General features: G+C 70.4%; 23 protein-coding genes. 13 read left to right on the top strand and 10 right to left on the bottom strand.

Going from position 1 to position 21,990, the window contains the following annotated elements; translation table 11 throughout:
- Positions 1 to 18 precede the first annotated feature (18 nt).
- Genes ACN27E_RS11565 through ACN27E_RS11555 form a run of 3 tightly spaced genes read left to right on the top strand, consistent with a single transcriptional unit; the run spans position 19 to position 2,893 of the window.
- Positions 19 to 420, top strand: coding sequence for a cytidine deaminase (locus ACN27E_RS11565; protein WP_422749817.1), 402 nt, complete (start codon positions 19 to 21; stop codon positions 418 to 420).
- The gene (locus tag ACN27E_RS11560) at positions 417 to 1,811 is read left to right on the top strand and encodes a thymidine phosphorylase (RefSeq protein ID WP_422749186.1); all 1,395 of its coding nucleotides are present in this window, start codon (positions 417 to 419) and stop codon (positions 1,809 to 1,811) included. The genes ACN27E_RS11565 and ACN27E_RS11560 overlap by 4 nt, the downstream gene beginning before the upstream one ends.
- Entirely contained in the window at positions 1,808 to 2,893 is a 1,086-nt protein-coding gene (locus ACN27E_RS11555; protein ID WP_422749184.1) for an adenosine deaminase, read from the top strand. The genes ACN27E_RS11560 and ACN27E_RS11555 overlap by 4 nt, the downstream gene beginning before the upstream one ends.
- Positions 2,894 to 2,897: 4 nt before the next feature.
- On the opposite strand, the gene ACN27E_RS11550 is transcribed toward ACN27E_RS11555, so the two are convergent.
- The 6 genes from ACN27E_RS11550 to ACN27E_RS11525 all read right to left on the bottom strand — a co-directional run bounded on the left by ACN27E_RS11550 (position 2,898) and on the right by ACN27E_RS11525 (position 8,027).
- A complete protein-coding gene (locus ACN27E_RS11550; protein ID WP_422749183.1) occupies positions 2,898 to 4,175 on the bottom strand; it encodes a primosomal protein in 1,278 nt (425 codons plus the stop codon).
- 10 nt (positions 4,176 to 4,185) lie between these two features.
- Positions 4,186 to 4,509: a YbaB/EbfC family nucleoid-associated protein gene (locus tag ACN27E_RS11545; protein WP_422749181.1), complete on the bottom strand. Its 324-nt coding sequence runs from the start codon at positions 4,507 to 4,509 to the stop codon at positions 4,186 to 4,188.
- The gene (locus ACN27E_RS11540) at positions 4,484 to 5,554 is read right to left on the bottom strand and encodes an NlpC/P60 family protein (protein ID WP_422749179.1); all 1,071 of its coding nucleotides are present in this window, start codon (positions 5,552 to 5,554) and stop codon (positions 4,484 to 4,486) included. Before ACN27E_RS11540 ends, ACN27E_RS11545 begins: the two co-directional genes overlap by 26 nt.
- Before the next feature lies 1 nt (position 5,555).
- Positions 5,556 to 5,861 (bottom strand): hypothetical protein, encoded by a 306-nt coding sequence (locus ACN27E_RS11535; RefSeq protein WP_422749177.1) that lies wholly within the window; start codon positions 5,859 to 5,861, stop codon positions 5,556 to 5,558.
- A 76-nt stretch (positions 5,862 to 5,937) separates the two neighbouring features.
- Positions 5,938 to 7,575 carry a phospho-sugar mutase gene (locus ACN27E_RS11530; RefSeq protein ID WP_422749174.1) on the bottom strand — a complete coding sequence of 546 codons (1,638 nt, stop codon included), beginning with the start codon at positions 7,573 to 7,575 and terminating at the stop codon, positions 5,938 to 5,940.
- Positions 7,572 to 8,027, bottom strand: a complete 456-nt coding sequence (locus tag ACN27E_RS11525) for a MarR family winged helix-turn-helix transcriptional regulator (RefSeq protein ID WP_422749172.1) — start codon at positions 8,025 to 8,027, stop codon at positions 7,572 to 7,574. Before ACN27E_RS11525 ends, ACN27E_RS11530 begins: the two co-directional genes overlap by 4 nt.
- A 106-nt stretch (positions 8,028 to 8,133) precedes the next feature.
- Between ACN27E_RS11525 and ACN27E_RS11520 the strand changes: the two genes are divergently transcribed.
- A complete protein-coding gene (locus ACN27E_RS11520; protein WP_422749171.1) occupies positions 8,134 to 9,276 on the top strand; it encodes an AbrB family transcriptional regulator in 1,143 nt (380 codons plus the stop codon).
- Here the strand turns inward: ACN27E_RS11520 and ACN27E_RS11515 are convergent.
- Positions 9,183 to 9,989 carry a purine-nucleoside phosphorylase gene (locus ACN27E_RS11515; RefSeq protein WP_422749169.1) on the bottom strand — a complete coding sequence of 269 codons (807 nt, stop codon included), beginning with the start codon at positions 9,987 to 9,989 and terminating at the stop codon, positions 9,183 to 9,185. The two genes, ACN27E_RS11520 and ACN27E_RS11515, sit on opposite strands and share 94 nt — an antisense overlap.
- A 56-nt stretch (positions 9,990 to 10,045) precedes the next feature.
- Here ACN27E_RS11515 and ACN27E_RS11510 point away from each other — a divergent pair, with 56 nt between their 5' ends.
- Together ACN27E_RS11510 and ACN27E_RS11505 are read left to right on the top strand one after the other, a co-directional pair.
- Positions 10,046 to 11,227, top strand: a complete 1,182-nt coding sequence (locus ACN27E_RS11510; protein ID WP_422749167.1) for a M20 family metallopeptidase — start codon at positions 10,046 to 10,048, stop codon at positions 11,225 to 11,227.
- The gene (locus ACN27E_RS11505; protein WP_422749166.1) at positions 11,224 to 12,396 is read left to right on the top strand and encodes an amidohydrolase; all 1,173 of its coding nucleotides are present in this window, start codon (positions 11,224 to 11,226) and stop codon (positions 12,394 to 12,396) included. The genes ACN27E_RS11510 and ACN27E_RS11505 overlap by 4 nt, the downstream gene beginning before the upstream one ends.
- A 59-nt stretch (positions 12,397 to 12,455) precedes the next feature.
- Here the strand turns inward: ACN27E_RS11505 and ACN27E_RS11500 are convergent, their stop codons facing one another.
- Positions 12,456 to 13,343 carry a hypothetical protein gene (locus tag ACN27E_RS11500; RefSeq protein ID WP_422749164.1) on the bottom strand — a complete coding sequence of 296 codons (888 nt, stop codon included), beginning with the start codon at positions 13,341 to 13,343 and terminating at the stop codon, positions 12,456 to 12,458.
- Between the two features lie 162 nt (positions 13,344 to 13,505).
- Here ACN27E_RS11500 and ACN27E_RS11495 point away from each other — a divergent pair, with 162 nt between their 5' ends.
- The gene (locus ACN27E_RS11495; protein WP_422749162.1) at positions 13,506 to 14,774 is read left to right on the top strand and encodes a DUF4032 domain-containing protein; all 1,269 of its coding nucleotides are present in this window, start codon (positions 13,506 to 13,508) and stop codon (positions 14,772 to 14,774) included.
- Between the two features lie 88 nt (positions 14,775 to 14,862).
- Here ACN27E_RS11495 and ACN27E_RS11490 read toward each other — a convergent pair whose 3' ends face one another.
- The gene (locus tag ACN27E_RS11490) at positions 14,863 to 15,342 is read right to left on the bottom strand and encodes a gamma-glutamylcyclotransferase (protein WP_422749160.1); all 480 of its coding nucleotides are present in this window, start codon (positions 15,340 to 15,342) and stop codon (positions 14,863 to 14,865) included.
- Between the two features lie 83 nt (positions 15,343 to 15,425).
- Here ACN27E_RS11490 and ACN27E_RS11485 point away from each other — a divergent pair, with 83 nt between their 5' ends.
- From ACN27E_RS11485 to ACN27E_RS11465, 5 genes are all read left to right on the top strand, one after another.
- Positions 15,426 to 16,847, top strand: a complete 1,422-nt coding sequence (locus ACN27E_RS11485; RefSeq protein ID WP_422749158.1) for an NAD(P)H-quinone dehydrogenase — start codon at positions 15,426 to 15,428, stop codon at positions 16,845 to 16,847.
- 50 nt (positions 16,848 to 16,897) lie between these two features.
- Positions 16,898 to 18,643 (top strand): glycerol-3-phosphate dehydrogenase/oxidase, encoded by a 1,746-nt coding sequence (locus ACN27E_RS11480; RefSeq protein ID WP_422749156.1) that lies wholly within the window; start codon positions 16,898 to 16,900, stop codon positions 18,641 to 18,643.
- Between the two features lie 53 nt (positions 18,644 to 18,696).
- Positions 18,697 to 19,503: a pseudouridine synthase gene (locus tag ACN27E_RS11475; protein WP_422749154.1), complete on the top strand. Its 807-nt coding sequence runs from the start codon at positions 18,697 to 18,699 to the stop codon at positions 19,501 to 19,503.
- A 70-nt stretch (positions 19,504 to 19,573) separates the two neighbouring features.
- Positions 19,574 to 19,933, top strand: coding sequence for an RNA-binding protein (locus tag ACN27E_RS11470; protein ID WP_422749815.1), 360 nt, complete (start codon positions 19,574 to 19,576; stop codon positions 19,931 to 19,933).
- Positions 19,934 to 19,964: 31 nt separating this feature from the next.
- Positions 19,965 to 20,735 carry an SDR family NAD(P)-dependent oxidoreductase gene (locus tag ACN27E_RS11465; protein WP_422749152.1) on the top strand — a complete coding sequence of 257 codons (771 nt, stop codon included), beginning with the start codon at positions 19,965 to 19,967 and terminating at the stop codon, positions 20,733 to 20,735.
- Here the strand turns inward: ACN27E_RS11465 and ACN27E_RS11460 are convergent.
- On the bottom strand, positions 20,704 to 21,480 hold the full coding sequence (locus ACN27E_RS11460; RefSeq protein ID WP_422749150.1) for an enoyl-CoA hydratase/isomerase family protein: 777 nt from the start codon (positions 21,478 to 21,480) through the stop codon (positions 20,704 to 20,706). The two genes, ACN27E_RS11465 and ACN27E_RS11460, sit on opposite strands and share 32 nt — an antisense overlap.
- A 43-nt stretch (positions 21,481 to 21,523) precedes the next feature.
- Here ACN27E_RS11460 and ACN27E_RS11455 point away from each other — a divergent pair, with 43 nt between their 5' ends.
- Complete coding sequence (locus tag ACN27E_RS11455) at positions 21,524 to 21,982, top strand: hypothetical protein (RefSeq protein ID WP_422749148.1); 459 nt, start codon at positions 21,524 to 21,526, stop codon at positions 21,980 to 21,982.
- The last annotated feature ends 8 nt before the right edge of the window (positions 21,983 to 21,990 follow it).

Here is a 21,990-nt window from a genome sequence, read left to right as displayed (position 1 = left end):
CGCTGGCGAGGAGCTGAGATTTCGGTGGATATCGACTGGAAATTGTTGCGCCGCAAGGCAATAGATGCATCATCGCGGGCCTACGCGCCGTATTCGGGGTATCGCGTGGGGGCGGCCGCGCTGGTCGACGATGACCGTTTGGTGACCGGCTGCAATGTGGAGAATGTCTCATATGGCCTAGGTCTCTGTGCCGAGTGCGCTGTGGTCTGTGCCCTGTTCTCGACCGGCGGTGGACGGCTGATCGCCCTGGCCTGCGTGGGCCCCGACGGGGCGGTCCTGATGCCGTGCGGCCGGTGCCGGCAGGTGCTCTACGAACACGGCGGGCCCGACCTGCTGATCGACCATCGCAACGGTCCGCGGCCGCTGCGCGAACTGCTGCCCGACGCCTTCGGGCCCGACGATCTGCAGCGGGCCCGATGAGCGGCCAGTCGCATCTCGATGCTCCGGGCCCCCGGTCGCATCTCGATGCTCCGGGCCCCCGGTCGCATCTCGATGCTCCGGGCCCCCGCTCGCATCTCGATGCTCCGACGGTCATCCGCACCAAACGCGACGGCGGCACCCTGTCCGACGCGGCGATCGACTGGGTGATCGACGGATACACCCGAGGTGCGGTGCACGACGCTCAGATGTCGGCGCTGCTGATGGCGATCTTCCTGCGGGGGATGTCCGGGTCGGAGATCGCCCGCTGGACGGCCGCCATGATCGACTCCGGCGAGCGATTCGACTTCGGCGACCTGCGCCGGGACGGACGGCCGCTGGCGCTGGTGGACAAACACTCCACCGGCGGGGTCGGCGACAAGATCACCATCCCGCTGGTGCCGGTGGTGATGGCGTGCGGTGGCGCGGTGCCCCAGGCGGCGGGACGCGGACTCGGCCACACCGGCGGGACGCTGGACAAACTCGAAGCCATCCCCGGCTTCACCGCCGAACTGTCCAAAGCCCGAATCCGGCAACAGCTTTCCGAGATCGGCGCGGCGGTATTCGCCGCCGGCGAGCTGGCGCCCGCCGACCGGAAGATCTACGCCCTGCGCGACGTCACCGCCACCACCGAGTCGCTGCCGTTGATCGCCAGTTCGGTGATGAGCAAGAAGATCGCCGAGGGCACCAGAGCGCTGGTCCTGGACACCAAGGTGGGTTCCGGAGCGTTTCTGCCCAGCGAGGCCGAGGCCCGGGAGCTGGCCCGCACGATGGTCGACCTGGGCACCGCCCACGGGGTGACCACCCGCGCCGTGCTGACCGACATGTCCGTGCCGCTCGGGCGGGCCGTCGGCAACGCCGTCGAGGTGGCCGAATCGCTCGAGGTGCTCGCCGGCGGCGGTCCCGACGACGTCGTCGAGCTCACCCTGGCGCTGGCCGCCGAGATGCTCGACGCGGCCGGTATGGACGGCCGCGACCCGGCCGACACCCTGCGCGACGGGTCGGCCATGGACCGGTTCCGCGCCCTGGTCGCGGCGCAGGGCGGTGACCTGTCGCAACCGTTGCCGATCGGTGCGCACACCGAGACCGTCAGCGCCCCGCGCGGTGGCACGATGGGTGACATCGACGCGATGGCGGTGGGTCTGGCGGTGTGGCGGCTCGGAGCGGGCCGCTCGGCGCCCGGTGAGCAGGTGCAGTCCGGCGCCGGGATGCTCATCCACCGTCGTCCAGGCGACGCCGTCACCGCCGGTGAACCGCTGTTCACCCTGTACACCGACACCCCACAGCGCATCGGGCCGGCGGTCGCCGAGCTCGACGGCGGGTGGACGGTCGACGACACTCCTGACCGCCCAGGGCCCCACCGCCCGCTGATCATCGATCGGATCACCGCATGACACCGTTGACCCTCGACTCGATCCGGCACGCCCCCAAGGCGCTGCTACACGACCACCTCGACGGCGGCCTGCGCCCCTCGACGGTGCTGGAACTCGCCGAAGAGTTCGGCTACCAGGACCTGCCCGCCCATGATGTCGACGGTCTGGCGACCTTTTTCCGCACCGCCGCCCACAGCGGGTCGCTGGTCCGCTATCTCGAACCGTTCGCCCACACCGTCGGGGTCATGCAGACACCCGAGGCGCTGCACCGGGTGGCACGCGAGTGCGTCGAGGACCTCGCCGACGACAACGTCGTGTACGCCGAGATCCGTTTCGCTCCGGAACTGCACATCACCGGGGGGCTGTCACTGGACGACGTCGTCGATGCGGTGCTGGCCGGTTTCACCGACGGTGAGAAGTCCGCCGCCGCCGACGGGCGCGCGATCACGGTGCGCTGTCTGGTCACCGCCATGCGCCACGCCGCACGATCGCGCGAGATCGCCGAACTGGCCATCCGTTTCCGTGATCGCGGGGTGGTCGGCTTCGACATCGCCGGCGCCGAGGCAGGTTATCCGCCCACCCGTCACCTCGACGCCTTCGAGTACATGCGGGGCAACAACGCACGGTTCACCATCCACGCCGGGGAGGCGTTCGGCCTGCCGTCGATCCACGAGGCGATCGCGTTCTGCGGCGCCGACCGGCTCGGTCACGGGGTGCGCATCGTCGACGACATCGTCACCGGACCCGACGGCGCGCTTCAGTTGGGGCGGCTGGCAAGTCTGTTGCGCGACAAGCGGATTCCATTGGAGCTGTGTCCGAGTTCCAACGTGCAGACCGGGGCGGTGGCCAGTATCGCCGAGCATCCGTTCGATCTGCTGGCCCGCTCGCGCTTCCGCGTCACGGTCAACACCGACAACCGGTTGATGAGTGACACCACGATGAGCCAGGAGATGCTGCGCCTGGTCGAGGCGTTCGGCTACGGGTGGAGCGATCTCGAGCGGTTCACCATCAACGCCATGAAGTCGTCGTTCATCCCGTTCGACGAGCGGCTGGCGCTCATCGACGACGTCATCAAACCGCGCTACGCCGTGCTCGTCGGCTGATCCGCTACTCCTGGCGCAACCGCGAGTCGACGAACGCCTCGAGGGCCTCCCACTGCTCGACCGTTTCGGCGAACGGTGCCTCGGGCCGGTCGGCGTCCGGGGCCGGTTCCAGCACGTAGGCGACGAAGCCACCCAGCGCGGTACCCGGATCCAGCGTGCGTTCGACGGTGGTGTCCTCGGCGTACTGGCCGACATCGCGCAACAGCTCGACCGCCAGCGAGAGCTGATCGCGGTCGACGGCATCGGGGCCGTCGGCGATGTCGTCGGCCAGACCGCTGAGCACGTAGATGTTCTCCTCGGTGACGTCGACCTCGAGTGAGCCGTCGGTGGCTGCCGTGCGGATGTCGTCATAGGTGGCCAGATCCGACAGATCGTGATCGTGCTCGTCGGCCAGATAGCGTGCCAGCGCGCGTTCGGAGCCGAAGACGCTGATCCGGCCGTTGCGGCCGAGAAACACCGGTTCGTCGTCGAGGTAGCAGCGCAACGTGAAGAACGTGCCCGAACGGGTCATCATCTGCACCGGGTCGATACCGACCTTGACCCAGAAATCCTCGTCGCCACCCAGCACGGCACCCTCGGCGGCCGCCGCGGCGACATCGACGGGTTCGGATTCGGCATCGGCCACGGCGTCCTCGGGCTGCTCGACGCTGACGGCCGCCTCGTCGTCCTCGTCGGGTTCGGGCGCCGGTTCCTCGAGTTCAGCGGCCGCCTTCTCGGCTGCCGAGGCATCGACGTCGGGGACGGTGACGATCTCGTCGAGCGCATCGAGCACGCTGTCCCAGCTGCGTCCGATGACGGCCTCGATCTCGGCCCAGCGCTTGCGACCGCTGCGGCCGGAGAACGCGTCGATCCCGCCGCCCAGGGTGCCGAGCACGGGATTGCCGTTGAAGAATTTGGCCACCGAGGTCAGATCGCACACCGAACCGATGGACGAGACCAGGGCCAGCGTGCGGTGAAGTGCGGCGACGGAGTCGGCGGTGGGCTTCTCGGCCACCACCTCGGGGACGCCGATGATGTCGTGCCGGCGGTCCTCGGCGGGAACCAGGCGGTGGGCGTTGGTCTCGGTCAACTTCTGCCACGCCGGATGGTCGGTGAGGTCGTTGTCGGTGTTCGTCCGCACGAATGCGGCCAGGTCCGCGACCGACTCGAAGGCGTAGACGTCCTCGTCCTTGCCCAGCAGGGCCTCCCACTCGTCGCCGGCGTCGCGCCAGCGGGGTGCCCACAGTGTGTACAGGTCGCCCTTGGTCAGGGAGATCTGGACCGGCACGATGTCTGCAGCCATGCGGCACAGCCTAACGATCGAGATCTGTGAGGATGTCGCCCAGCACCGCCTCCCGCCGCGTCAGCGCCACGCGCCGGGCCACCTGTGTGGTCTCGACGACCAGCGCGCCGATCGTCGCAGCGGACAACCGGGTGACGGAGTCCGACAATGTCAGCGACACCAGTGCGCCGGTTGCGTCGACCACCGCGGTGACCGCGCCGTCTGAGGACGCCGCGCTGCCGCGGACCGCCGCGAGGGCCTCGACCGCGCCCGCGCACACCGACGCGGCGGCGTGAGCCCGCGCGACGGTGCGATCGAAGCGGTCGCGGTCAGCCGGTGGGCCGGAAGAAGCCATGGAATCCCTGTCCGGCGTTGGTGGTGCGCACCGGCGAGAGCTGGACCGGATCGCCGGCCTCGATCATCACGCCGTCGCCGACGATCATCGCGACGTGACCGCTCCACACTGCGAGGTCGCCGGGTCGTAGGTCGCCCGGCGCCACCGCGGCGCCGACGTCCTGCTCCTGGGCCAGCCGCGGGATGTCCAGCCCGGCTTCGCGGTATGCCCACTGGGTCAGACCGCTGCAGTCCAGTCCGATCCCCGGTGTGGTGCCGCCCCACTGGTAGGGCACACCGAGCTGCGTCAGCGCATGCCGAACCGCCTCGGCGGCAACCGGGTTCGGCGCAGTAGCCGTGCCCCCGCCGGGTAGGGACACCTCGGTGCCGTCACCGAACGCGGCGGCCTCCGGACGGGGTGAGCGCGATGAGGTCAGTTCGGCTGCGGTCAGATCGCCGAGCCCGCCGATGCCCCCGACGCCAGCGTGGCCGGCCGGCCCAGCCGTCGGTGCCGGTGCGCCACCGGTTCCGCCGAACCCGGACGGCATGGTCGGTGCCGGTGCAGACCCGCCACCGCCCGCGGTGACGGCGCTCGCCTGCCCGTCGAGGTCGGCGCGCAACTCCTCGACCACGGCCAGCGCCTCGCGCAAAGCTCGCTGCGCCTCGGCGAGCAGATCCTCGGCCACCCCCGGGGTGTCGAGGTGCGGTTCGAGCGCGGCGGCTCGGGACTCGAACCGGCCGACGATGTCGCGCAGCCGCCCACGCGCCTCGGCCACTGCGGCGTGCGCGGCCCGGGTGCCGGCGCCCAGCTCGCCCGCGTGTTCGGCCAGCCGGGCTATCGCCGCGGACGTGGCCGCACTGAACTCGCCCGCCGGATGGGCGGCGGCGCCGGTCCACCCGTCACCGACGTCGCGCCAGGCGGCCGCCACTTCGGCCGACACCCCGGCCAGCCGATCCTCCAGACTGCTCAGCGCGGCGCCCGGATCCGCGCTGGACCAGCCGGGTCCCACCAGTGCCTGCAGCTCGCGCAGCGGCGCGGACAGTGCGGCCGCCAACCCACCCGGCATGTCAGCCGGAGATCAGCGCAGCAGTGCGCACCTGCACGTCGTCGTAGCTCCGCGCCGAACGGGTCGTGATGGCGGCGGCGTTCGCGCCGGCGTCGGCCAGCGCTGCGGCCTGCGCGCCCGCCGCGGTGACGGCGGCGGACAGGGCGGCGACGAAGCGGTCGCCCACGGGGCCCAATCCGTGGCCAACCGACCCGACGGGGAACGCGGCCAACTCGGCCGCGGTGGCGGACAGGTCGGCGGCGTGCGCGCTGTGGGCGCGCGCGAGGCTGCGAACGGTAGCGCTGTCGACACGGACATCAGCGGTCATGCAGATTAGGACGGCCGGCGCCGCGGTTCGGTTCCGCGGCTTTGCTCGGACTGGTGCGGGGACTGGTATGCGGACGTCACCAGCGCCTGGCGGTCTCGGCCACCTCGTCGCGCAGGCGTGCGGCCTCCGCGCGCGCCGCCGCGAGATCCGGGCCTGCGGTCCGGCGTATCTCGATGTACGACTTGAGCTTGGGCTCGGTCCCGGAGGGCCGGACCACGACGCGGACCGAGGTGCTGTCGTCACCACCGGTGAAGATCAGCGCGTCGCTGCGCAGAGCGGTGTCGGCGGTGCGAAGGTCGGTCACCGACACCGGGAAACCGCACAGCCGGTCCGGCGGGGTGTCGCGCAGGCGGGCCATCGCCGCGGCGGCCTCGTCGACGTCGGTCACCCACCGGGTCACACCGACGGTGGTGTGCACCCCGTGGCGGCGGGCCAGATCGTCGAGAATGTCGAGCACCGTGCGGTTCTGGGCCCGCAGCGCCGCGACCAGATCGCACACCAGCACCGCGGCACTGATGCCGTCCTTGTCCCGCACCGCCGCCGGATCCACGCAGTGTCCGATGGCCTCTTCGTAGGCGTAGATCAGGGTGTGGCCCGGCGGGTCGATGTCGGCGCGGGCGAGCCATTTGAAGCCGGTCAGCGTCTCGATGTGGCGGGCGCCGTGGCTCGCGGCGATGGCCGCGAGCATGCGTGACGAGACCACGGTGCTGGCGACCGCACACCCCGCCATCACGTCGCCCGGCTCGATCTGGGACAGCAGATAGTCGCCCAGCAGCCACCCGGTCTCGTCGCCGGAGAGCAGGCGCCACCCGTCCGGCGTCGGCACCGCGACCGCGCACCGGTCGGCATCCGGGTCCAGGGCGATCGCGACGTCGGCTTCGACGTCGGCGGCCAATTCGAGCAGGGCGTCGGTGGCGCCGGGTTCCTCGGGATTGGGCAGTTTCACCGTGGGGAAGTCGGGGTCGGGTGCGAACTGACTCTCGACGACGTGGATGTCGGAGATCCCCGCGCGTACCAGGGCGTCGAGAAGGTACTCGCCGCCCACGCCGTGCAGTGGTGTGACCGCGACGCGCACCGGGTCGGAGGTTCGCCGCACGAGCGCCGCGCGATGGATGTAGGCCTGGATCTCCTCCATGCCGGCGGTGTCGACCGGGACACGGGCGATCTCGTCGGCCGGCGGCGCCTCGGCGATCGCGGCCTCGATCTCACGATCGGTCGGGCTGACGATCGGCAACCCCTCGTCGAAGTACACCTTGTACCCGTTGTCGGTCGGGGGGTTGTGCGACGCCGTGATCTGGATTCCCGCGGCGGCGGTCATATGCCGCACCGCGAACGCCACGACCGGCGTGGGTACCGCCGCAAGGATGAGGATCGGCCGAAAGCCCCGTCCGGCAAGCACTTCGGCGGCGGCGCGGGCGAACTCGTCGGAACGGTGTCTGGCATCGCGCCCGACCACCACCTGGGAGCCGCTGCGACCGCGGTCTTCGAGCACCTGGGCCACCGCCCAGGTGGCACGGATGACGACGGCGAGGTTCATGCCGTTGGGGCCGGCCCGCAGCGGCGCTCGCAGCCCCGCGGTGCCGAACGTCAGCGGGCGGGCGAACCGCTCGTCGAGTTCCTCCTGGCTGAGCTGGGCGATTTCCTGCGCCGAGTGCGGATCGGGATCGTGGGCGATCCACTCCTGGACGGTCGTCGCGGCTGCCGAGGACGTCATGGGCCCAGGGTGCCCGGTTTCTGATCGGTTAATGCCAGCTTGCGCAGGACGGGGGCGACGAGCATCAGCAGATCGAATTCCAGATCGGTCAGCGTGTCGGCCATGGCGCGGTGCAGCCAGGCATCACGCTCGGCCCGGTCGGCCTCGAGCAGGACCCGACCGTCGGCGGTCATCTCGACGAGCTGTCGGCGGCGGTCGCGGTCGTCGGGACGGCGGGCCAGCAGCCCCCGACCGACGAGTTCGTTGAGGCTGTCGGTCAGCGACTGTGCCCGCACATGCAGGCGCGCGCCCAATTCGGCCGGGCTGGTGACGCCGGTGCGGCTCACCTCGCCGAGCAGCTCCAGCTGGCTCAGCGTCAGGCCGTGGTCCGGTCGATGTCGGCGCAGCTGCCGGGCCACGGCCATGATGGCGTCCCGCAGTTCGGTGGCAGATGCGTCTTCGCGGGGGACCATGTGAAAAGTTATACCTTCATGTATGTGCGGAGTGAAGCTCATTGCATCGCGAATATATGAAGGACATACTTGGTAGTGAGGTCGGGAGGTTGTGGTGTTGCGGCGAATGCTGAGGTGGGGGCTGCTGGCGGCGGCGTCCGTCGGACTCAGCGTTGCGCTGACGCTGTCGGGCGTCCCCTCGGCCGCACTGTTCGCTGCGCTGAGCGTGGGCATCGTGTTCGCGCTGACCTCGCTGGCCCCGGGTGGTCTGCCGCGGCCGCTGGGCCTGGCCGCCCAGGGCGTGCTCGGGGTCTACATCGGCACGATGGTCCAGCAGGACGCCGTGGCCGCGCTCGGTGGGGACTGGCCGATCGTCCTGGGCGTCGCCGCCGCGACCCTGGTCCTCAGCGTGGTCGCTGGCGCACTTCTGGGTATGCACCGCGAGATCACGCCGCTGACGGGTTCGCTCGCGCTGACCGCGGGCGGGGCCTCCGGGCTGGTCGCCATCGCTCGTGAGCTGGGCGGGGATGACCGCGTCGTCTCGGTGGTGCAATACCTGAGGGTGGCCCTGGTGACGGCCTCCATGCCGGTGGTGGTGGCGCTGTTCTACCACCCCGATCGCGGACATCCGTCGCAAGATCTGGTTCCCGACGCGGCGCTGCCCTGGTATGCCGGCGTCGGGCTCCTGGTGGTCCTCGCGGTGTCCGGCACGGTCGCGGGGCGGCTGTTGCGGTTGCCCGGCGCCGCGCTGCTGGGGCCCATGGCGCTGACCGTCGGTCTCGAACTCACCGGAGTCTCAACCGGTTTGACGGTTCCCGTCGTGCTGGTGCAGCTCGCGTATCTGCTGATCGGCTGGCAGGCCGGGCTGGCGTTCACCACGGCGTCTCTGCGCGCCATCGCCCGCGTGCTGCCCGCGGCGCTGACGCTGATCGTCCTGCTGGGGGTGGCGACCGCGGGGTTGGGGGTCGTCCTCGCGCACTACACGGGGCTGACACCGCTGGAGGGCTATCTGGCGACCAGCCCCGGCGGCGTCTACGCCGTGTTGGCGACCGCGGTCGAAACCGGGTCCAACGTCACCTTCGTCGTCGCGGCGCAAGTGGTCCGGATTCTGCTGATGCTGTTCGCCTCACCGTTCATTGCCCGCGCGGTGGTGTGGGCGAGCCGCCGGTTGCGCCCTCAGAGTGTCGAGATGACCGACGCCAGCAGGGAGCCCATCCGCGCGGCGGACCGGCGACCGGCCTCCAGCACTTCCTCGTGCGACAGCGGCTGACCCGTCATTCCGGCCGCGAGGTTGGTGACCAGCGACAGGGCGAGGACCTCCGCGCCGGCGGCCCTGGCGGCGATCGTCTCGTGCACGGTCGACATCCCTACCAGGTCTGCTCCCAGCGTGCGCAGCATGCGGATCTCGGCCGGTGTCTCGTAGTGCGGACCCGGCAGCCCGGCATACACGCCGTCGGCCAGATCGGGGTCGACGGCGCGCGCCAGCTCCCGCAGCCGGGGGGAGTAGGCGTCGACCAGATCGACGAACTGTGCGCCGACCAGCGGTGACCGTGCGGTCAGGTTCAGATGATCGCTGATCAGTACCGGCTGACCGACGGTGAAGTCCGTCCGCAGACCGCCGGCGGCATTGGTCAGCACCACGGTGACGGCGCCGGCCGCGCAGGCGGCCCGGATCGGGTGGACGACGTGGCGCAGGTCATGGCCTTCGTAGGCATGGATGCGCCCGATCAGCACCAGAACCCGATGTCCGCCGACCACGACCGAACGCAGCCGCCCGCCGTGCCCCTCGGCCGTGGGCGGGGTGAATCCGGGCAGCTCACCCATCGGAATCTCGGCGGACGGGATGCCCAATGCGTCGGCGGCCGGTGCCCACCCGGACCCGAGCACCACGGCGACGTCGTGGGTATCGACGCCGGTGCGCTCGCCGATCGCGGCGGCGGCATCTCGCGCCTTCTCTTCCGGGCTGGCTTCCGGGCTGATCACGGTAGGCGAGCTTAGCTGTCGCAAAGCGGCTCCGGCTGTGGTGAGATACTGCGTCAATGCCTTCCGCCACCGCGTCGACAAGCGTCCAGGACGCCGTCGACCGACGCCGTGGCGACCTGGTCGAGCTGTCCCACGACATCCACGCCGAGCCGGAACTCGCATTCGCCGAACACCGCAGCAGCGCGAAGACCCAGGCGCTGGTCGCGGAGTACGGCTTCGAGATGACCCGTGCTGCCGGCGGCCTCGACACCGCGTTCCGCGCGTCATACGGCAGCGGTCCGCTGGTGGTCGGTATGTGCGCGGAATACGACGCGCTGCCCGGCATCGGCCACGCCTGCGGGCACAACATCATCGCCGCATCCGCGGTGGGCACCGCACTGGCGCTGGCCGGGGTGGCCGATGAGCTCGGGCTGACCGTCGTGTTGATCGGCACCCCCGCCGAGGAGACCGGCGGGGGCAAGGCGCTGCTGCTCGACGCGGGCGTCTTCGACGACATCGCCGTCGCGGTGATGCTGCATCCCGGTCCGGTGGACATCGCCGCAGCGCGTTCGCTGGCTCTCTCGGAGGTCGATGTCGTCTACACCGGACGGGAGTCTCACGCGGCGGTCGCGCCCCACCTGGGGCTCAACGCCGCCGACGCGGTCACCGTCACCCAGGTCGCGATCGGGCTGCTACGCCAGCAGCTCGCCCCGGGGCAGATGGTGCACGGCATCGTCACCGAAGGCGGTCAGGCCACCAACGTCATCCCGGGCCGCGCCACGCTGCGGTACACGATGCGCGCCGGCGACTCCGCATCGCTGCGCGAACTCGAGGCACGCATGGCAGGGTGCTTCACCGCAGGTGCGGTCGCCAGCGGTTGCCGACACGAGGTGACCGAGACGGCGCCGCCGTACGCCGAACTGCGCCCCGACCAGTGGCTGGCGTCGGTGTTCCGGGACGAGATGCGGCGGGTCGGCCGTGCGCCGCTGCCTGCGGATCTGGAAGCGGCGCTGCCGTTGGGCAGCACCGACATGGGCAACGTGACCCACGCGCTGCCCGGTATCCACCCGGTGGTCGGTATCGATGCCGGTGGTGCGTCGATCCACCAGCCCGAGTTCGCCGCGGCGGCAGCGGGTCCGAGCGCCGACGACGCGGTCGTCGAGGGCGCGACCATGCTGGCGCGCACGGTCGTGCGGCTGGCCGAGACGCCCGGCGAGCGCGACCGGGTACTCGAACGGCAGGAAAGGCGGGCGTCGTGAGCCTGTCCGCAGCGGCCGATACCTGGCTGGCCGCCCACTACAGCGAGCTCGTCTCGTGGCGGCGTCACATCCACGCCCACCCGGAGTTGGGGCGTCAGGAGTTCGCGACCACGCAGTTCGTCGCGGCCCGCCTCGCCGACGCCGGGCTCAACCCCAAGGTGCTGCCCGGCGGCACGGGTCTGACCTGTGACTTCGGGCCCGACCACGGCCCCCGGATCGCGCTGCGCGCCGATATGGACGCACTGCCGATGGCCGAGCGGACCGGGCTGCCGTTCACCTCGGTGGTGCCCAACGTCGCGCACGCGTGCGGTCACGACGCCCACACCTCGGTGCTGCTGGGCGCCGGGCTGGCGTTGGCGTCGGCTCCGTCGCTGCCGGTCGGGGTGCGGCTGGTGTTCCAGGCCGCCGAGGAGCTGATGCCCGGCGGTGCCATCGACGCGATCGCGGCGGGCGCCCTGTCGGGGGTGTCGCGGATCTTCGCGCTGCACTGCGATCCTCGTCTGCCGGTCGGCAAGGTGGCGGTGCGGGCCGGGCCGATCACCTCGGCTGCCGACCAGGTCGAGGTCACGCTGCAGTCGCCCGGCGGGCACACGTCGCGTCCGCACCTGACCAGCGACCTGGTCTACGGACTGGGCACGCTGATCACCGGCGTGCCCGGGGTGCTCTCGCGGCGCATCGATCCGCGCAACAGCACCGTGATGGTGTGGGGTGCGGTCAACGCGGGCGTGGCCGCCAATGCGATCCCGCAGTCCGGCACGCTCGCGGGCACCATCCGCACCGCGTCGCGCGAGACCTGGCTGACCCTCGAATCGCTGGTGCGCGAGACGGTTTCGTCGCTGCTGGCACCCCTGGGCATCGAGTACAGCGTGCAGTACCGCCAGGGGGTGCCGCCGGTGGTCAACGAGGAGCTCTCGACGCGCATCATGACCCACGCGATCGAGGCCATCGCACCCGAGGCGCTTGCCGACACCCGACAGTCCGGCGGCGGTGAGGACTTCTCCTGGTATCTCGAGGAGGTGCCGGGTGCGATGGCGCGGCTGGGGGTGTGGAGCGGTCGGGGCCCGCAGCTGGACCTGCACCAGCCGAACTTCGACCTCGACGAGCAGGCCCTCGATGTGGGGGTACGGGTGCTGGTCAATCTCGTCGAGCAGTCGGCGCTGTTGGCCTGATCCGCGAGCGTGCGGGTCTGCACACGACACGCCGTGCAATGGCGGCATTTCCGTCGCGCTCACGCTGCGCGAGTGCGACGAAGCTGCTTGTCGATGCGGGCCACGAGTTCCCAGGGGCGGTGACGGACGTCGTCGAACACGATCGGAACGACGGTCCAGCCGACGTCCATCAACGCCGCCGTCCGCCGCCGGTCGCGCCGCATGGCCTCGGTGCTGTCATGCCAATCCACGCCGTCGTACTCGGCCGCGAGCCGGTATGCGGGCCAGGCGAAGTCGAGGCGCCGTCGCTCGCGATTCCCGTCGATCAACTCATACTGCAACTCGGGCAGCGGCAGGCCACCGTCGAGCATCACCAGCCGTGCTTCGCTCTCCATCGGTGATTCGGCGCGTCTGTCGGCGACGTTGATGAGGTTGCGGACGGCGACGATGCCGCGCCGGCCGGCCTGTTCGGTCGCCGCCCGCCACAGGTCGGGTCGTCGACAGCAGCCGCTGCGCAGGGCCGCGTCCAGTGTCGCGAGCGCGCGGGGCCGCCGCAGACCACGCGCGACCTCGACGGCGGTCCAGGGACCGGCCGTCGCGAGTCGCCCGCCGACCGTGACCAGCGGCGCACCGTCGCGACGGTGCACCACCAGGCCGTCCGCCGAACGGAGTTGCCCGCCGGGCGGGTTGAGCACGTGCAGATCGGCGGGGGTCTCGGTGTCGAAGCCGTACAGGGCGGCCGCGGTGCCGAGGCAGACGGCAACGGTGCGACCGCAGGACAGGTCCAGTCCCCGCAGTCGCAGGTGATCGGTGGCAGGGCCGCGACAGTAGATGCCCTGCCAGACACGCTCGAGCTCACCGGCGGCGAGCAGGGCCTCGAATCGGCGGCGGCGCACCCGCTGCAGGATCTGGCCGCTGGCCGCCACCCCGTCCTGTGCGTCGAACAGCATGTGCAGTTCTGCTTCCATGGCCGAGATCGTGGCCACGCCGCCGGGGCGTACGGAAGAGACTCATCCGCGCCTGTGGATAACTCGGCCACGAGCGTGCGCATACTGCCCACCGCTGCCGGCGTGTCGCCGGGCAGACACGCGCGCTCGCGGAGAAGGGCGGGGAGGTGACAGGCTGGACCGATGGCTGTGCCGGAACTCCGTCTGCGCACGCCGACGGCCGATCTGCTGGCGCTGCCGTGGGACCGTCCCCTCGCCCAGTGGACGGCGCCGGAGGTGCCGCTGCGCGATGTCGCGGTCGGGCCCAGCCGTCATCTGGTTCGGTTCGTGTTCTGCGACGGCGCGTTGTGGGCGGTCAAGGAATTGCCGCCGCGCATCGCGAACAAGGAGTACGGCGTGCTCGGCGCCCTCGAAGAGCTCGGGTTGCCGTCGGTGCGCCGCGCCGGCCTGGTGTATCAGCCCGATTTCGAGACCTCGCTGCTGCTCACCCGCTTCCTCGACGGCTCCTGGCAATACCGTCGGCTGTTCCGCCGGCTGCCGCCCGACGAGCCCAAACATCGGGCCCGGCTGTTCGACGCGATGGCGTCACTGCTGGTCGAACTGCACCGCCACGGCGTCTTCTGGGGCGACTGCTCGCTGGCCAACACACTGTTCTCCCGCGACGGTCAAGTCCTGCAGGCCTGGCTGGTCGATGCCGAGACCAGCGAGGTGCACCCGCGGCTGTCCGACGGTCAGCGCGGCCACGACCTCGACATCCTGGTGGAGAACGTGGCCGCCGATCTGATGGACCTCGCGGCGTGGCTCGGCGCGTCCGAGGAGCTGGAGGACACGCTGATCGCCGAGGCGCAGGACATCCCGAACCGCTATCAGCGATTGTGGGACATCCTGCATGCCGAGCCGGTCTTCGACTTCACCGACCGTTACCGGGTCGAGGGCACGATCCGCCGGCTCAACGACCTCGGCTTCGCGGTCGAGGAGGTGACGTTGCAGCCCGTCGGCGACGCGACTCCCGACCGGCTGCGCCTCAACGTCGCCGTCGGCGACCGCCGCTACCACGCCGAGCGGCTGCGCGAGCTGACCGGACTCGACGTCGGCGAGGGCCAGGCCCGCATCCTGCTCGGCGATCTGCGCACCTTCCAGGCCCGGCTGAGTCAGGAATCCGGTCAGGACGTCGACGACGCGACGGCCGCCCAGCTGTGGGTGATGGAGGTCGCGACGCCGACGATGCACCGCGCCCACGAGGCGATCGGCGGTACCGGCACTGCCATCCAGGCGTTCTGCGACCTCCTCGAGATCCGATGGCTGCTCTCCGAACGCGCGGGCGGCGACATCGGCACCGAACGGGCACTGCTGGCATTGGCGCGCGACGTCATCCCCACGGACTCGGTGGCGAAGATGGCGGTCGCCGAGTTCCCCACCCAGCCGATGCCCGTGATCGACCTCGAGGACTAGCGCGATGCGCGCGCTCGTCGGCGGGTGAGCGTGCGCGCAATGTCACCGGAGTGCGGCGTGTCGGGTGCAGACACGCACGCTCGCGGGATCAGCCCGGGGTGCCCGGACCGATGTTGCGGGCCGGGCGGATTCGCAGATCGTGCACGTATTCGGCGGGTGCGCCGGCGATCTCGGCCGCATCGGCCATCACCCCGAGATACCGCGCCGACGGCAGGCCGCCCTCCCAGGCGTCGACCACGTAGAGCCAGGCCAGCACGGGTTCGGTGTCGGTGTCGGTGGTCAGCGGATGGACCCGGCAGCGGATCTTCTTGTGGATCCCGAGCTCTGAACCCTCCCAGCGGTCGAGGGTCTCCTCGTCCTCCTTGGTCACGTCGTAGAGCACGACGAAGACCTTGCTCAGCGGATCCTCGACGACCGTGGCGAGCGCACCCTCCCAGCCGATGTCCTCACCGCCGAAGGTCAGTCGCCAGCCGTGCAGCCAGCCGGTTCCGGCCATCGGCGAATGCGGTGCGCGCTCCATCATCTGCTCGGGATGCATGTTGGACCCGTACGCGGCGTAGAGCGGCACGGTAGGAGAGCTTAACCGGCGACCGCCCCGCCGCAGCACCGCCGGACATCATGATCGGACCGCAGCCGACTAGATTGAGGACCGTGACAACCCGGATCGTCATCATCGGCGGCGGACCCGCCGGCTACGAGGCGGCCCTGGTGGCTGCGGGTAGAGGCACCGACGGCTCCAACACTCACGTCACCGTGATCGACTCCGACGGGGTCGGCGGGGCCTGTGTCCTCTACGACTGCGTGCCCTCCAAGACATTCATCGCCTCGACCGGTGTGCGCACCGAACTGCGTCGGGCCTCGGGCCTGGGCTTCGACATCAGCATCGAGGACGCCAAGATCTCGCTGCCGCAGATCCACAACCGGGTCAAGACGCTGGCCCGCTCACAGTCCGCCGACATCGGCAGCCAATTGCTGCGCGAGGGGGTGACGGTGATCGGCGGGCGCGGCGAGCTGGTCGACGACGTACCCGGGATGGCGCATCACCGCGTCAAGGTGACCACCAACGACGGCAAGACCGGGGTCCTCAAGGCCGACGTCGTGCTCATCGCCACCGGCGCCAGCCCACGTGTGCTGTCCGGCGCCGAACCCGACGGCGAACGCATCCTGACCTGGCGACAGCTCTACGACCTGACCGAACTGCCCGAGCATCTGGTGATCGTGGGCTCCGGGGTCACCGGCGCCGAATTCTGCAACGCCTACACCGAGCTCGGCGTGACGGTCACCGTCGTCGCCAGCCGCGATCAGATCCTGCCGCACGAGGACAGCGATGCCGCCGCGGCGCTGGAGGAGGTCTTCGCCGAACGCGGGGTCACGCTGGTCAAGAACGCCCGCGCACAATCGGTCACCCGCACCGAGACCGGGGTCAAGGTGCAGATGGCCGACGGCCGGTACGTGGAGGGCAGTCACGCACTGATGACCGTCGGCTCGGTGCCCAACACCGAGAACCTCGGCCTGGACCGGGTGGGCATCGAACTCGGTCGCGGCGGCTACATCCCGGTCGACCGGGTCTCGCGCACCCCGGCGCCGGGCATCTACGCCGCCGGCGACTGCACCGGGTTGTTGCCGCTGGCCTCGGTGGCCGCCATGCAGGGCCGCATCGCGATGTACCACGCCCTCGGCGAGGGTGTCGCGCCGATCCGGCTGCGCACCGTCGCCTCGGCGACGTTCACCCGTCCCGAGATCGCCGCGGTCGGCATCCCGCAGAAAGCGATCGACGACGGCAGCGTCCCGGCCCGAACCCTGATGTTGCCGCTGAACACCAATGCCCGAGCGAAAATGTCGCTGTTGCGGCACGGCTTCGTCAAGATCTTCTGCCGTCCGGCGACCGGCGTGGTGATCGGCGGCGTGGTGGTCGCGCCGATCGCCTCGGAACTGATCCTGCCGATCGCCCTGGCGGTGCAGAACCGCATCTCGGTGACCGACCTGGCGCAGACGCTCTCGGTGTATCCGTCGCTGTCGGGTTCGATCGTGGAGGCCGCGCGCCGGTTGATGGCGCACGACGATCTGGATTGATCCGACGTAGCCTGGGGTGGAACCGTACCGACCAGTAACAGGAGTCAGTCGTGCGCGACCCCGGCGCCCTCAACCTCGAGGGGCAGACCCTGCTCGGACCCGACCAGCGTGCCGAGGCCTGGCGCCGGCTGGGCAGCGAACAGTTCGACGTCGTCGTCATCGGCGGCGGTGTCGTGGGTGCCGGCGCGGCGCTGGACGCGGCGACCCGCGGGCTGAAGGTCGCGCTGGTCGAGGCCCGCGACTTCGCATCGGGCACCTCGAGCCGCAGTTCGAAGATGTTCCACGGTGGTCTGCGGTATCTGGAACAACTCGAATTCGGTCTGGTGCGTGAGGCGCTGCATGAACGCGAGCTGTCACTGACCACCCTGGCCCCCCATCTGGTCAAACCGCTGCCGTTCCTGTTCCCGCTCACCAACCGGGTGTGGGAACGGCCCTACATCGCGGCCGGCATTTTCCTCTATGACCAGCTCGGCGGCGCGAAAAGCGTTCCGCCGCAGAAACATCTGACGAAGTCCGGCGCCCTGCGACTGGCTCCCGGGCTCAAGCGCGGCTCGCTGATCGGCGGCATCCGCTACTACGACACCGTGGTCGACGATGCGCGCCACACCATGACCGTGGCCCGCACCGCCGCGCACTACGGTGCGGTGGTGCGCACCTCGACGCAGGTGGTGAACCTGCTGCGCGAAGGTGACCGGGTGATCGGTGTGGCGGTGCGGGACAGCGAGGACGGCGCGGTCACCGAGGTCCGCGGACACGTCGTGGTCAACGCGACCGGAGTCTGGACCGACGAAATCCAGGCCCTGTCGCGTCAGCGCGGCCGCTTCCGGGTGCGGGCCTCCAAAGGGGTGCACGTCGTCGTCCCACGGGACCGGATCGTCAGCGAGGTGGCGATCATCCTGCGGACCGAGAAGTCGGTGCTGTTCGTCATCCCCTGGGGCACGCACTGGATCATCGGCACCACCGACACGGATTGGAATCTGGACCTCGCCCATCCGGCCGCCACCAAGGCCGACATCGACTACATCCTCGGCACCGTCAACTCCGTGCTGGCCACGCCGCTCACCCACGACGACATCGACGGCGTCTACGCCGGGTTGCGTCCGCTGTTGGCGGGGGAGAGTGAAGAGACCTCGAAGCTGTCCCGCGAACACGCCGTGGCCGTGCCGGCGCCCGGCCTGGTCGCCATCGCCGGCGGCAAGTACACCACCTACCGGGTGATGGCCGAGGATGCGATCGACGCGGCGGCCGAGTTCGTGCCCGCCCGGGTGGCGCCGTCCATCACCGAGAAGGTGCCGCTGATGGGGGCCGACGGCTATTTCGCGCTGGTCAACCAGACTCAGCAGGTCGGCACGCAGTACGGGCTGCACCCCTACCGGGTGCGGCATCTGCTCGACCGCTACGGCTCGCTGATCGGCGAGGTGCTGGCCCTGGCCGAGGATTCCCCCGAATTGCTCACCCCGATCACCGAGGCGCCGGTCTACCTCAAGGTCGAGGCCGCCTACGCGGTGGTCGCCGAGGGCGCGCTGCATCTGGAGGACATCCTGTCCCGGCGGATGCGGATCTCGATCGAATACCCGCACCGCGGGGTCGACTGTGCGCGGGAGGTCGCCGAGGTCGTCGCACCACTGCTGGGATGGAGCGCCGAGGACATCGACCGTGAGGTCGACACCTATTGCGCCCGGGTGGACGCCGAGGTGCGCAGTCAGCAGCAGCCCGACGACGAATCCGCCGACGCGCTGCGCGCGGCCGCCCCGGAGGCGCGCGCGGAGATCCTCGAACCGGTTCCCCTGACGTGAGGCGCGCGCCGGCCGCGCCCCTGCCGGACCGCGACGGCGTAGGCCCGACGCGCGTGCGATTACGCGGTGGGGCGGTGCTCGTCGAATTGGCTGACCGGTTCGGTGAGAGCGCAGCGCAGAAGGTGTTGCGCGGCGAGGTGGTCACCGCCGACGGCACCCCCGTCACCGCCGGCACGGTGTTGCAGCCCAACGCGGATGTCTGGCTGTACCGCGATCTGCCCGACGAGGTCGAGGTGCCCTTCGAGATCCCGGTCCTGCACCACGACGACGACCTCGTGGTGGTGGACAAACCGCACTTCCTGGCGACGATGCCGCGTGGGCGGCACGTCGCGCAGACCGCGCTGGTGCGGCTGCGCCGAGAGCTCGGTCTGCCCGAGCTCAGCCCCGCGCACCGGCTCGACCGGTTGACCGCGGGGGTGCTGGTGTTCACCACGCACCGCCGGCTGCGCGGCCGCTACCAGACGCTGTTCGCCCGCGGATTGGTCCGCAAGACCTATCTGGGACGGTCCGACCATCCGGCGGACATCGACTTTCCCGTGCTGCTGCGCAGCCGAATCATCAAGCGCCGCGGCAACTTACAGGCCGTCGAGGAGGCCGGCGAGCCGAATGCCGAGACGCTGGTGGAGCACCTCGGCGAGGGTGTGTACCGGCTGACGCCGCGCACCGGACGCACCCATCAGTTGCGGGTGCACATGGCGCGAATCGGGTTGCCGCTGCGTAACGACCCGCTCTACCCCGACGTCGTCGAGGTGGCCCCGGACGATTTCAGCGCTCCGCTGCAACTGCTGGCGCAGCGCATCGAATTCGACGATCCGGTGACCGGTGCGCCGCGGTGCTTCGTCAGCCGGCGCACGTTGTGACCATTCTTTCGAATCCGGCGAACTCCTCGCGTGCGCCGCGCGGATGACGCACCATGATCAGGTGCGAAGAATGTGGTCGTATTCCGGAGCCGGCGCGGTGGCGCTGGTATTCGCCGCGGGCCTGACCCCCGTCGTGGTCCCGACGGCACAGGCCTCGCTGTGCGCGTCGGTCGGTGGCAGATTCGTCGATGTCAGCGGCTGCTCGGATCCGCTCGGGTATCTCAACGACGTGCTACCCCCGCCGCCCCCACCGCCTCCGCCGCCGCCTCCGCCGGGGGCGCCGCCGCCACCCCCGCCGCCCGGGGTGCCGCCGCCCCCGCCGCCGCCGCCCCCACCGCCGCCACCGCCACCGGTCTACATTCCGCCCGCTCCGAACGTCGACGTCTGCGCCAGCGTCGGTCGGCGGGTCAGCGTCAGCGGCTGCATCTAGGACCGCACACCGCACGTGGTTCACTGACCGGATGGACCGCGCATCGTTCGACCGGCTCTTCGACATGTCCGGCCGCACCGTCGTAGTGACGGGCGGCACCCGGGGGATCGGACTGGCGCTCGCCGAGGGCTATGTGCTGGCGGGGGCCCGGGTCGTGGTCGCCAGCCGCAAACCCGACGCCTGCGAGCGCGCGGCCGAACATCTTCGCGCACTGGGTGGTTCGGCGATCGGTGTGCCGACCCACCTCGGCGACATCGACTCGCTCGCCGCGCTGGTGGCTCGGACGGTCGAGGAGTTCGGCGGTATCGACGTGCTGGTGAACAACGCCGCCAACGCGCTCACCCAGCCGCTCGGCGAGATGACTCCCGAAGCGTGGACGAAGTCCTACGACGTCAATCTGCGCGGGCCGGTGTTCCTGGTGCAGCACGCTCTGCCCCATCTGAAGGACAGCGCGCACGCCGCGGTCCTGAACACGGTCTCGGTCGGTGCCTTCAATTTCGCTCCGGGGGTCTCGATGTACGCAGCGGGCAAGGCCGCGCTGATGTCGTTCACCCGCTCGATGGCCGCCGCGTACGCCCCGTACGGCATCCGGGTCAACGCGCTGGCCCCCGGCCCCGTCGACACCGACATGATGCGCAACAACCCGCCGGAGGCGATCGACGCGATGGCCGGCGCCACCCTGCAGAAGCGGTTGGCGTCGCCGGACGAAATGGTCGGCGCCGCACTGTTGCTGACCTCCGATGCCGGCAGTTACCTCACCGGTCAGGCGATCATCGTGGACGGCGGCGGAACGCCTCGGTAGCCTCGCGGATCTCGCCACCTGCCGACGCCAGAATCTGGCTGCGGTTCTCCAGGTGCAGTGCCTGCTCGAGACTGCCCGCCTCCAGGTTGGCCCACAGCACCTGCTTGGTCGACTCGAGACCGAATTTGCCGTACCCGCAGAGCGTTTCGGCGACGGCGAGCGCGTCGTCGACCACATTCGCGCAGATGCGTGAGACCAGGCCCAGGCGCAGTGCCTCCTCGGCGTCGACGGCGCGTGCGGTCAGGATGAGGTCGAAGGCGTGTCCGGCGCCGATGATCCGGGGCAGCGTGTAGCTCACGCCGATGTCGGCACCGCCGATGCCCAGCTTGATGAACTGGGTACAGAACCGCGCGCTGGGCGAGGCCAGCCGGATGTCGCTCGCCGCGGCGATGGCGAATCCGCCGCCGTAGGCCGGGCCGTTGACCGCGGCGATCACCGGCTGGCGCAACCGGTGCAGGCGCACAGTGAGTTCGGCGATCCGTTCCTGCCAACGCATACCCGAGCGCGGAAACTCGGTGCCACCCCCGGCTTGCGGCGGATTCGGATCGCTCAGGTCCAGGCCCGAGCAGAAGCCACGGCCCGCGCCGGTGATCACGACGACCCGGCACTCGTTGTTCGCGGCGATGTCGCCGATCGCGGCGTGCAGCGCCTCGACCAATTCGTAGGACAGCGCGTTGAGCGTGTCGGGACGGTTGAGTGTGATCAGCGCGATGTCGGGCCGCGCGAACGTGAGGTCGAGCGTCATGGCAGACACCGTAACCGGGCACGCAGGCCAGTGGAGGTAGGTCTTGACCGGTGTCGACGGCCGTGGTCTGGTGTGGCGCATGCGTACCGTCCCCGTTCTGCTCGCCGTGCCTGCCGCCCTGCTCATCGCCGCTCCGGTGGCCGCCGCGCAACCGCCCGCCCCGTCGGCGGATCAGCTGACCGGACAGCTGCAGCGTGCGCTGGACACCTCGCTGAGCGACCAGACGCGTGCCGCCGAACTGGAGGGCGGGCTGGCTGCGGTGCCCACCGCGAACAACATCGCCGGTGTCATGGACCGTTACAGCTCGATGATGTCGTGGCGGGTGCAGAACCCGGTACTCGACGGCGACCGCGTGAATGCGCAACTCGCGGTGAGCATCCCGGTGCTGGGCACCCGGACCCATGACATCTACTGGATCGACCAGGGCGGGTCCTGGAAGCTCAGCAACGCCTCCGGCTGTGTGATCGCCCGCGACGCCGCCGGCACGGAGTGCACCGTCTAGCAGTGTTT

Origin of the sequence: Mycobacterium sp. WMMD1722, from assembly GCF_049315205.1 — a bacterium.
Lineage (GTDB): Bacteria > Actinomycetota > Actinomycetes > Mycobacteriales > Mycobacteriaceae > Mycobacterium.
This window is presented reverse-complemented; position numbering and strand designations above follow the sequence as displayed.

Coding starts and splice junctions, on each gene's coding strand:
- ACN27E_RS11560 (WP_422749186.1), top strand. CDS start 417: ATGAGCGGCCAGTCGCATCTCGATGCTCCGGGCCCCCGGTCGCATCTC.
- ACN27E_RS11555 (WP_422749184.1), top strand. CDS start 1,808: ATGACACCGTTGACCCTCGACTCGATCCGGCACGCCCCCAAGGCGCTG.
- ACN27E_RS11550 (WP_422749183.1), bottom strand. CDS start 4,175: ATGGCTGCAGACATCGTGCCGGTCCAGATCTCCCTGACCAAGGGCGAC.
- ACN27E_RS11545 (WP_422749181.1), bottom strand. CDS start 4,509: ATGGCTTCTTCCGGCCCACCGGCTGACCGCGACCGCTTCGATCGCACC.
- ACN27E_RS11540 (WP_422749179.1), bottom strand. CDS start 5,554: ATGCCGGGTGGGTTGGCGGCCGCACTGTCCGCGCCGCTGCGCGAGCTG.
- ACN27E_RS11535 (WP_422749177.1), bottom strand. CDS start 5,861: ATGACCGCTGATGTCCGTGTCGACAGCGCTACCGTTCGCAGCCTCGCG.
- ACN27E_RS11530 (WP_422749174.1), bottom strand. CDS start 7,575: ATGACGTCCTCGGCAGCCGCGACGACCGTCCAGGAGTGGATCGCCCAC.
- ACN27E_RS11525 (WP_422749172.1), bottom strand. CDS start 8,027: ATGGTCCCCCGCGAAGACGCATCTGCCACCGAACTGCGGGACGCCATC.
- ACN27E_RS11520 (WP_422749171.1), top strand. CDS start 8,134: ATGCTGAGGTGGGGGCTGCTGGCGGCGGCGTCCGTCGGACTCAGCGTT.
- ACN27E_RS11510 (WP_422749167.1), top strand. CDS start 10,046: ATGCCTTCCGCCACCGCGTCGACAAGCGTCCAGGACGCCGTCGACCGA.
- ACN27E_RS11500 (WP_422749164.1), bottom strand. CDS start 13,343: ATGGAAGCAGAACTGCACATGCTGTTCGACGCACAGGACGGGGTGGCG.
- ACN27E_RS11495 (WP_422749162.1), top strand. CDS start 13,506: ATGGCTGTGCCGGAACTCCGTCTGCGCACGCCGACGGCCGATCTGCTG.
- ACN27E_RS11470 (WP_422749815.1), top strand. CDS start 19,574: ATGTGGTCGTATTCCGGAGCCGGCGCGGTGGCGCTGGTATTCGCCGCG.
- ACN27E_RS11465 (WP_422749152.1), top strand. CDS start 19,965: ATGGACCGCGCATCGTTCGACCGGCTCTTCGACATGTCCGGCCGCACC.
- ACN27E_RS11460 (WP_422749150.1), bottom strand. CDS start 21,480: ATGACGCTCGACCTCACGTTCGCGCGGCCCGACATCGCGCTGATCACA.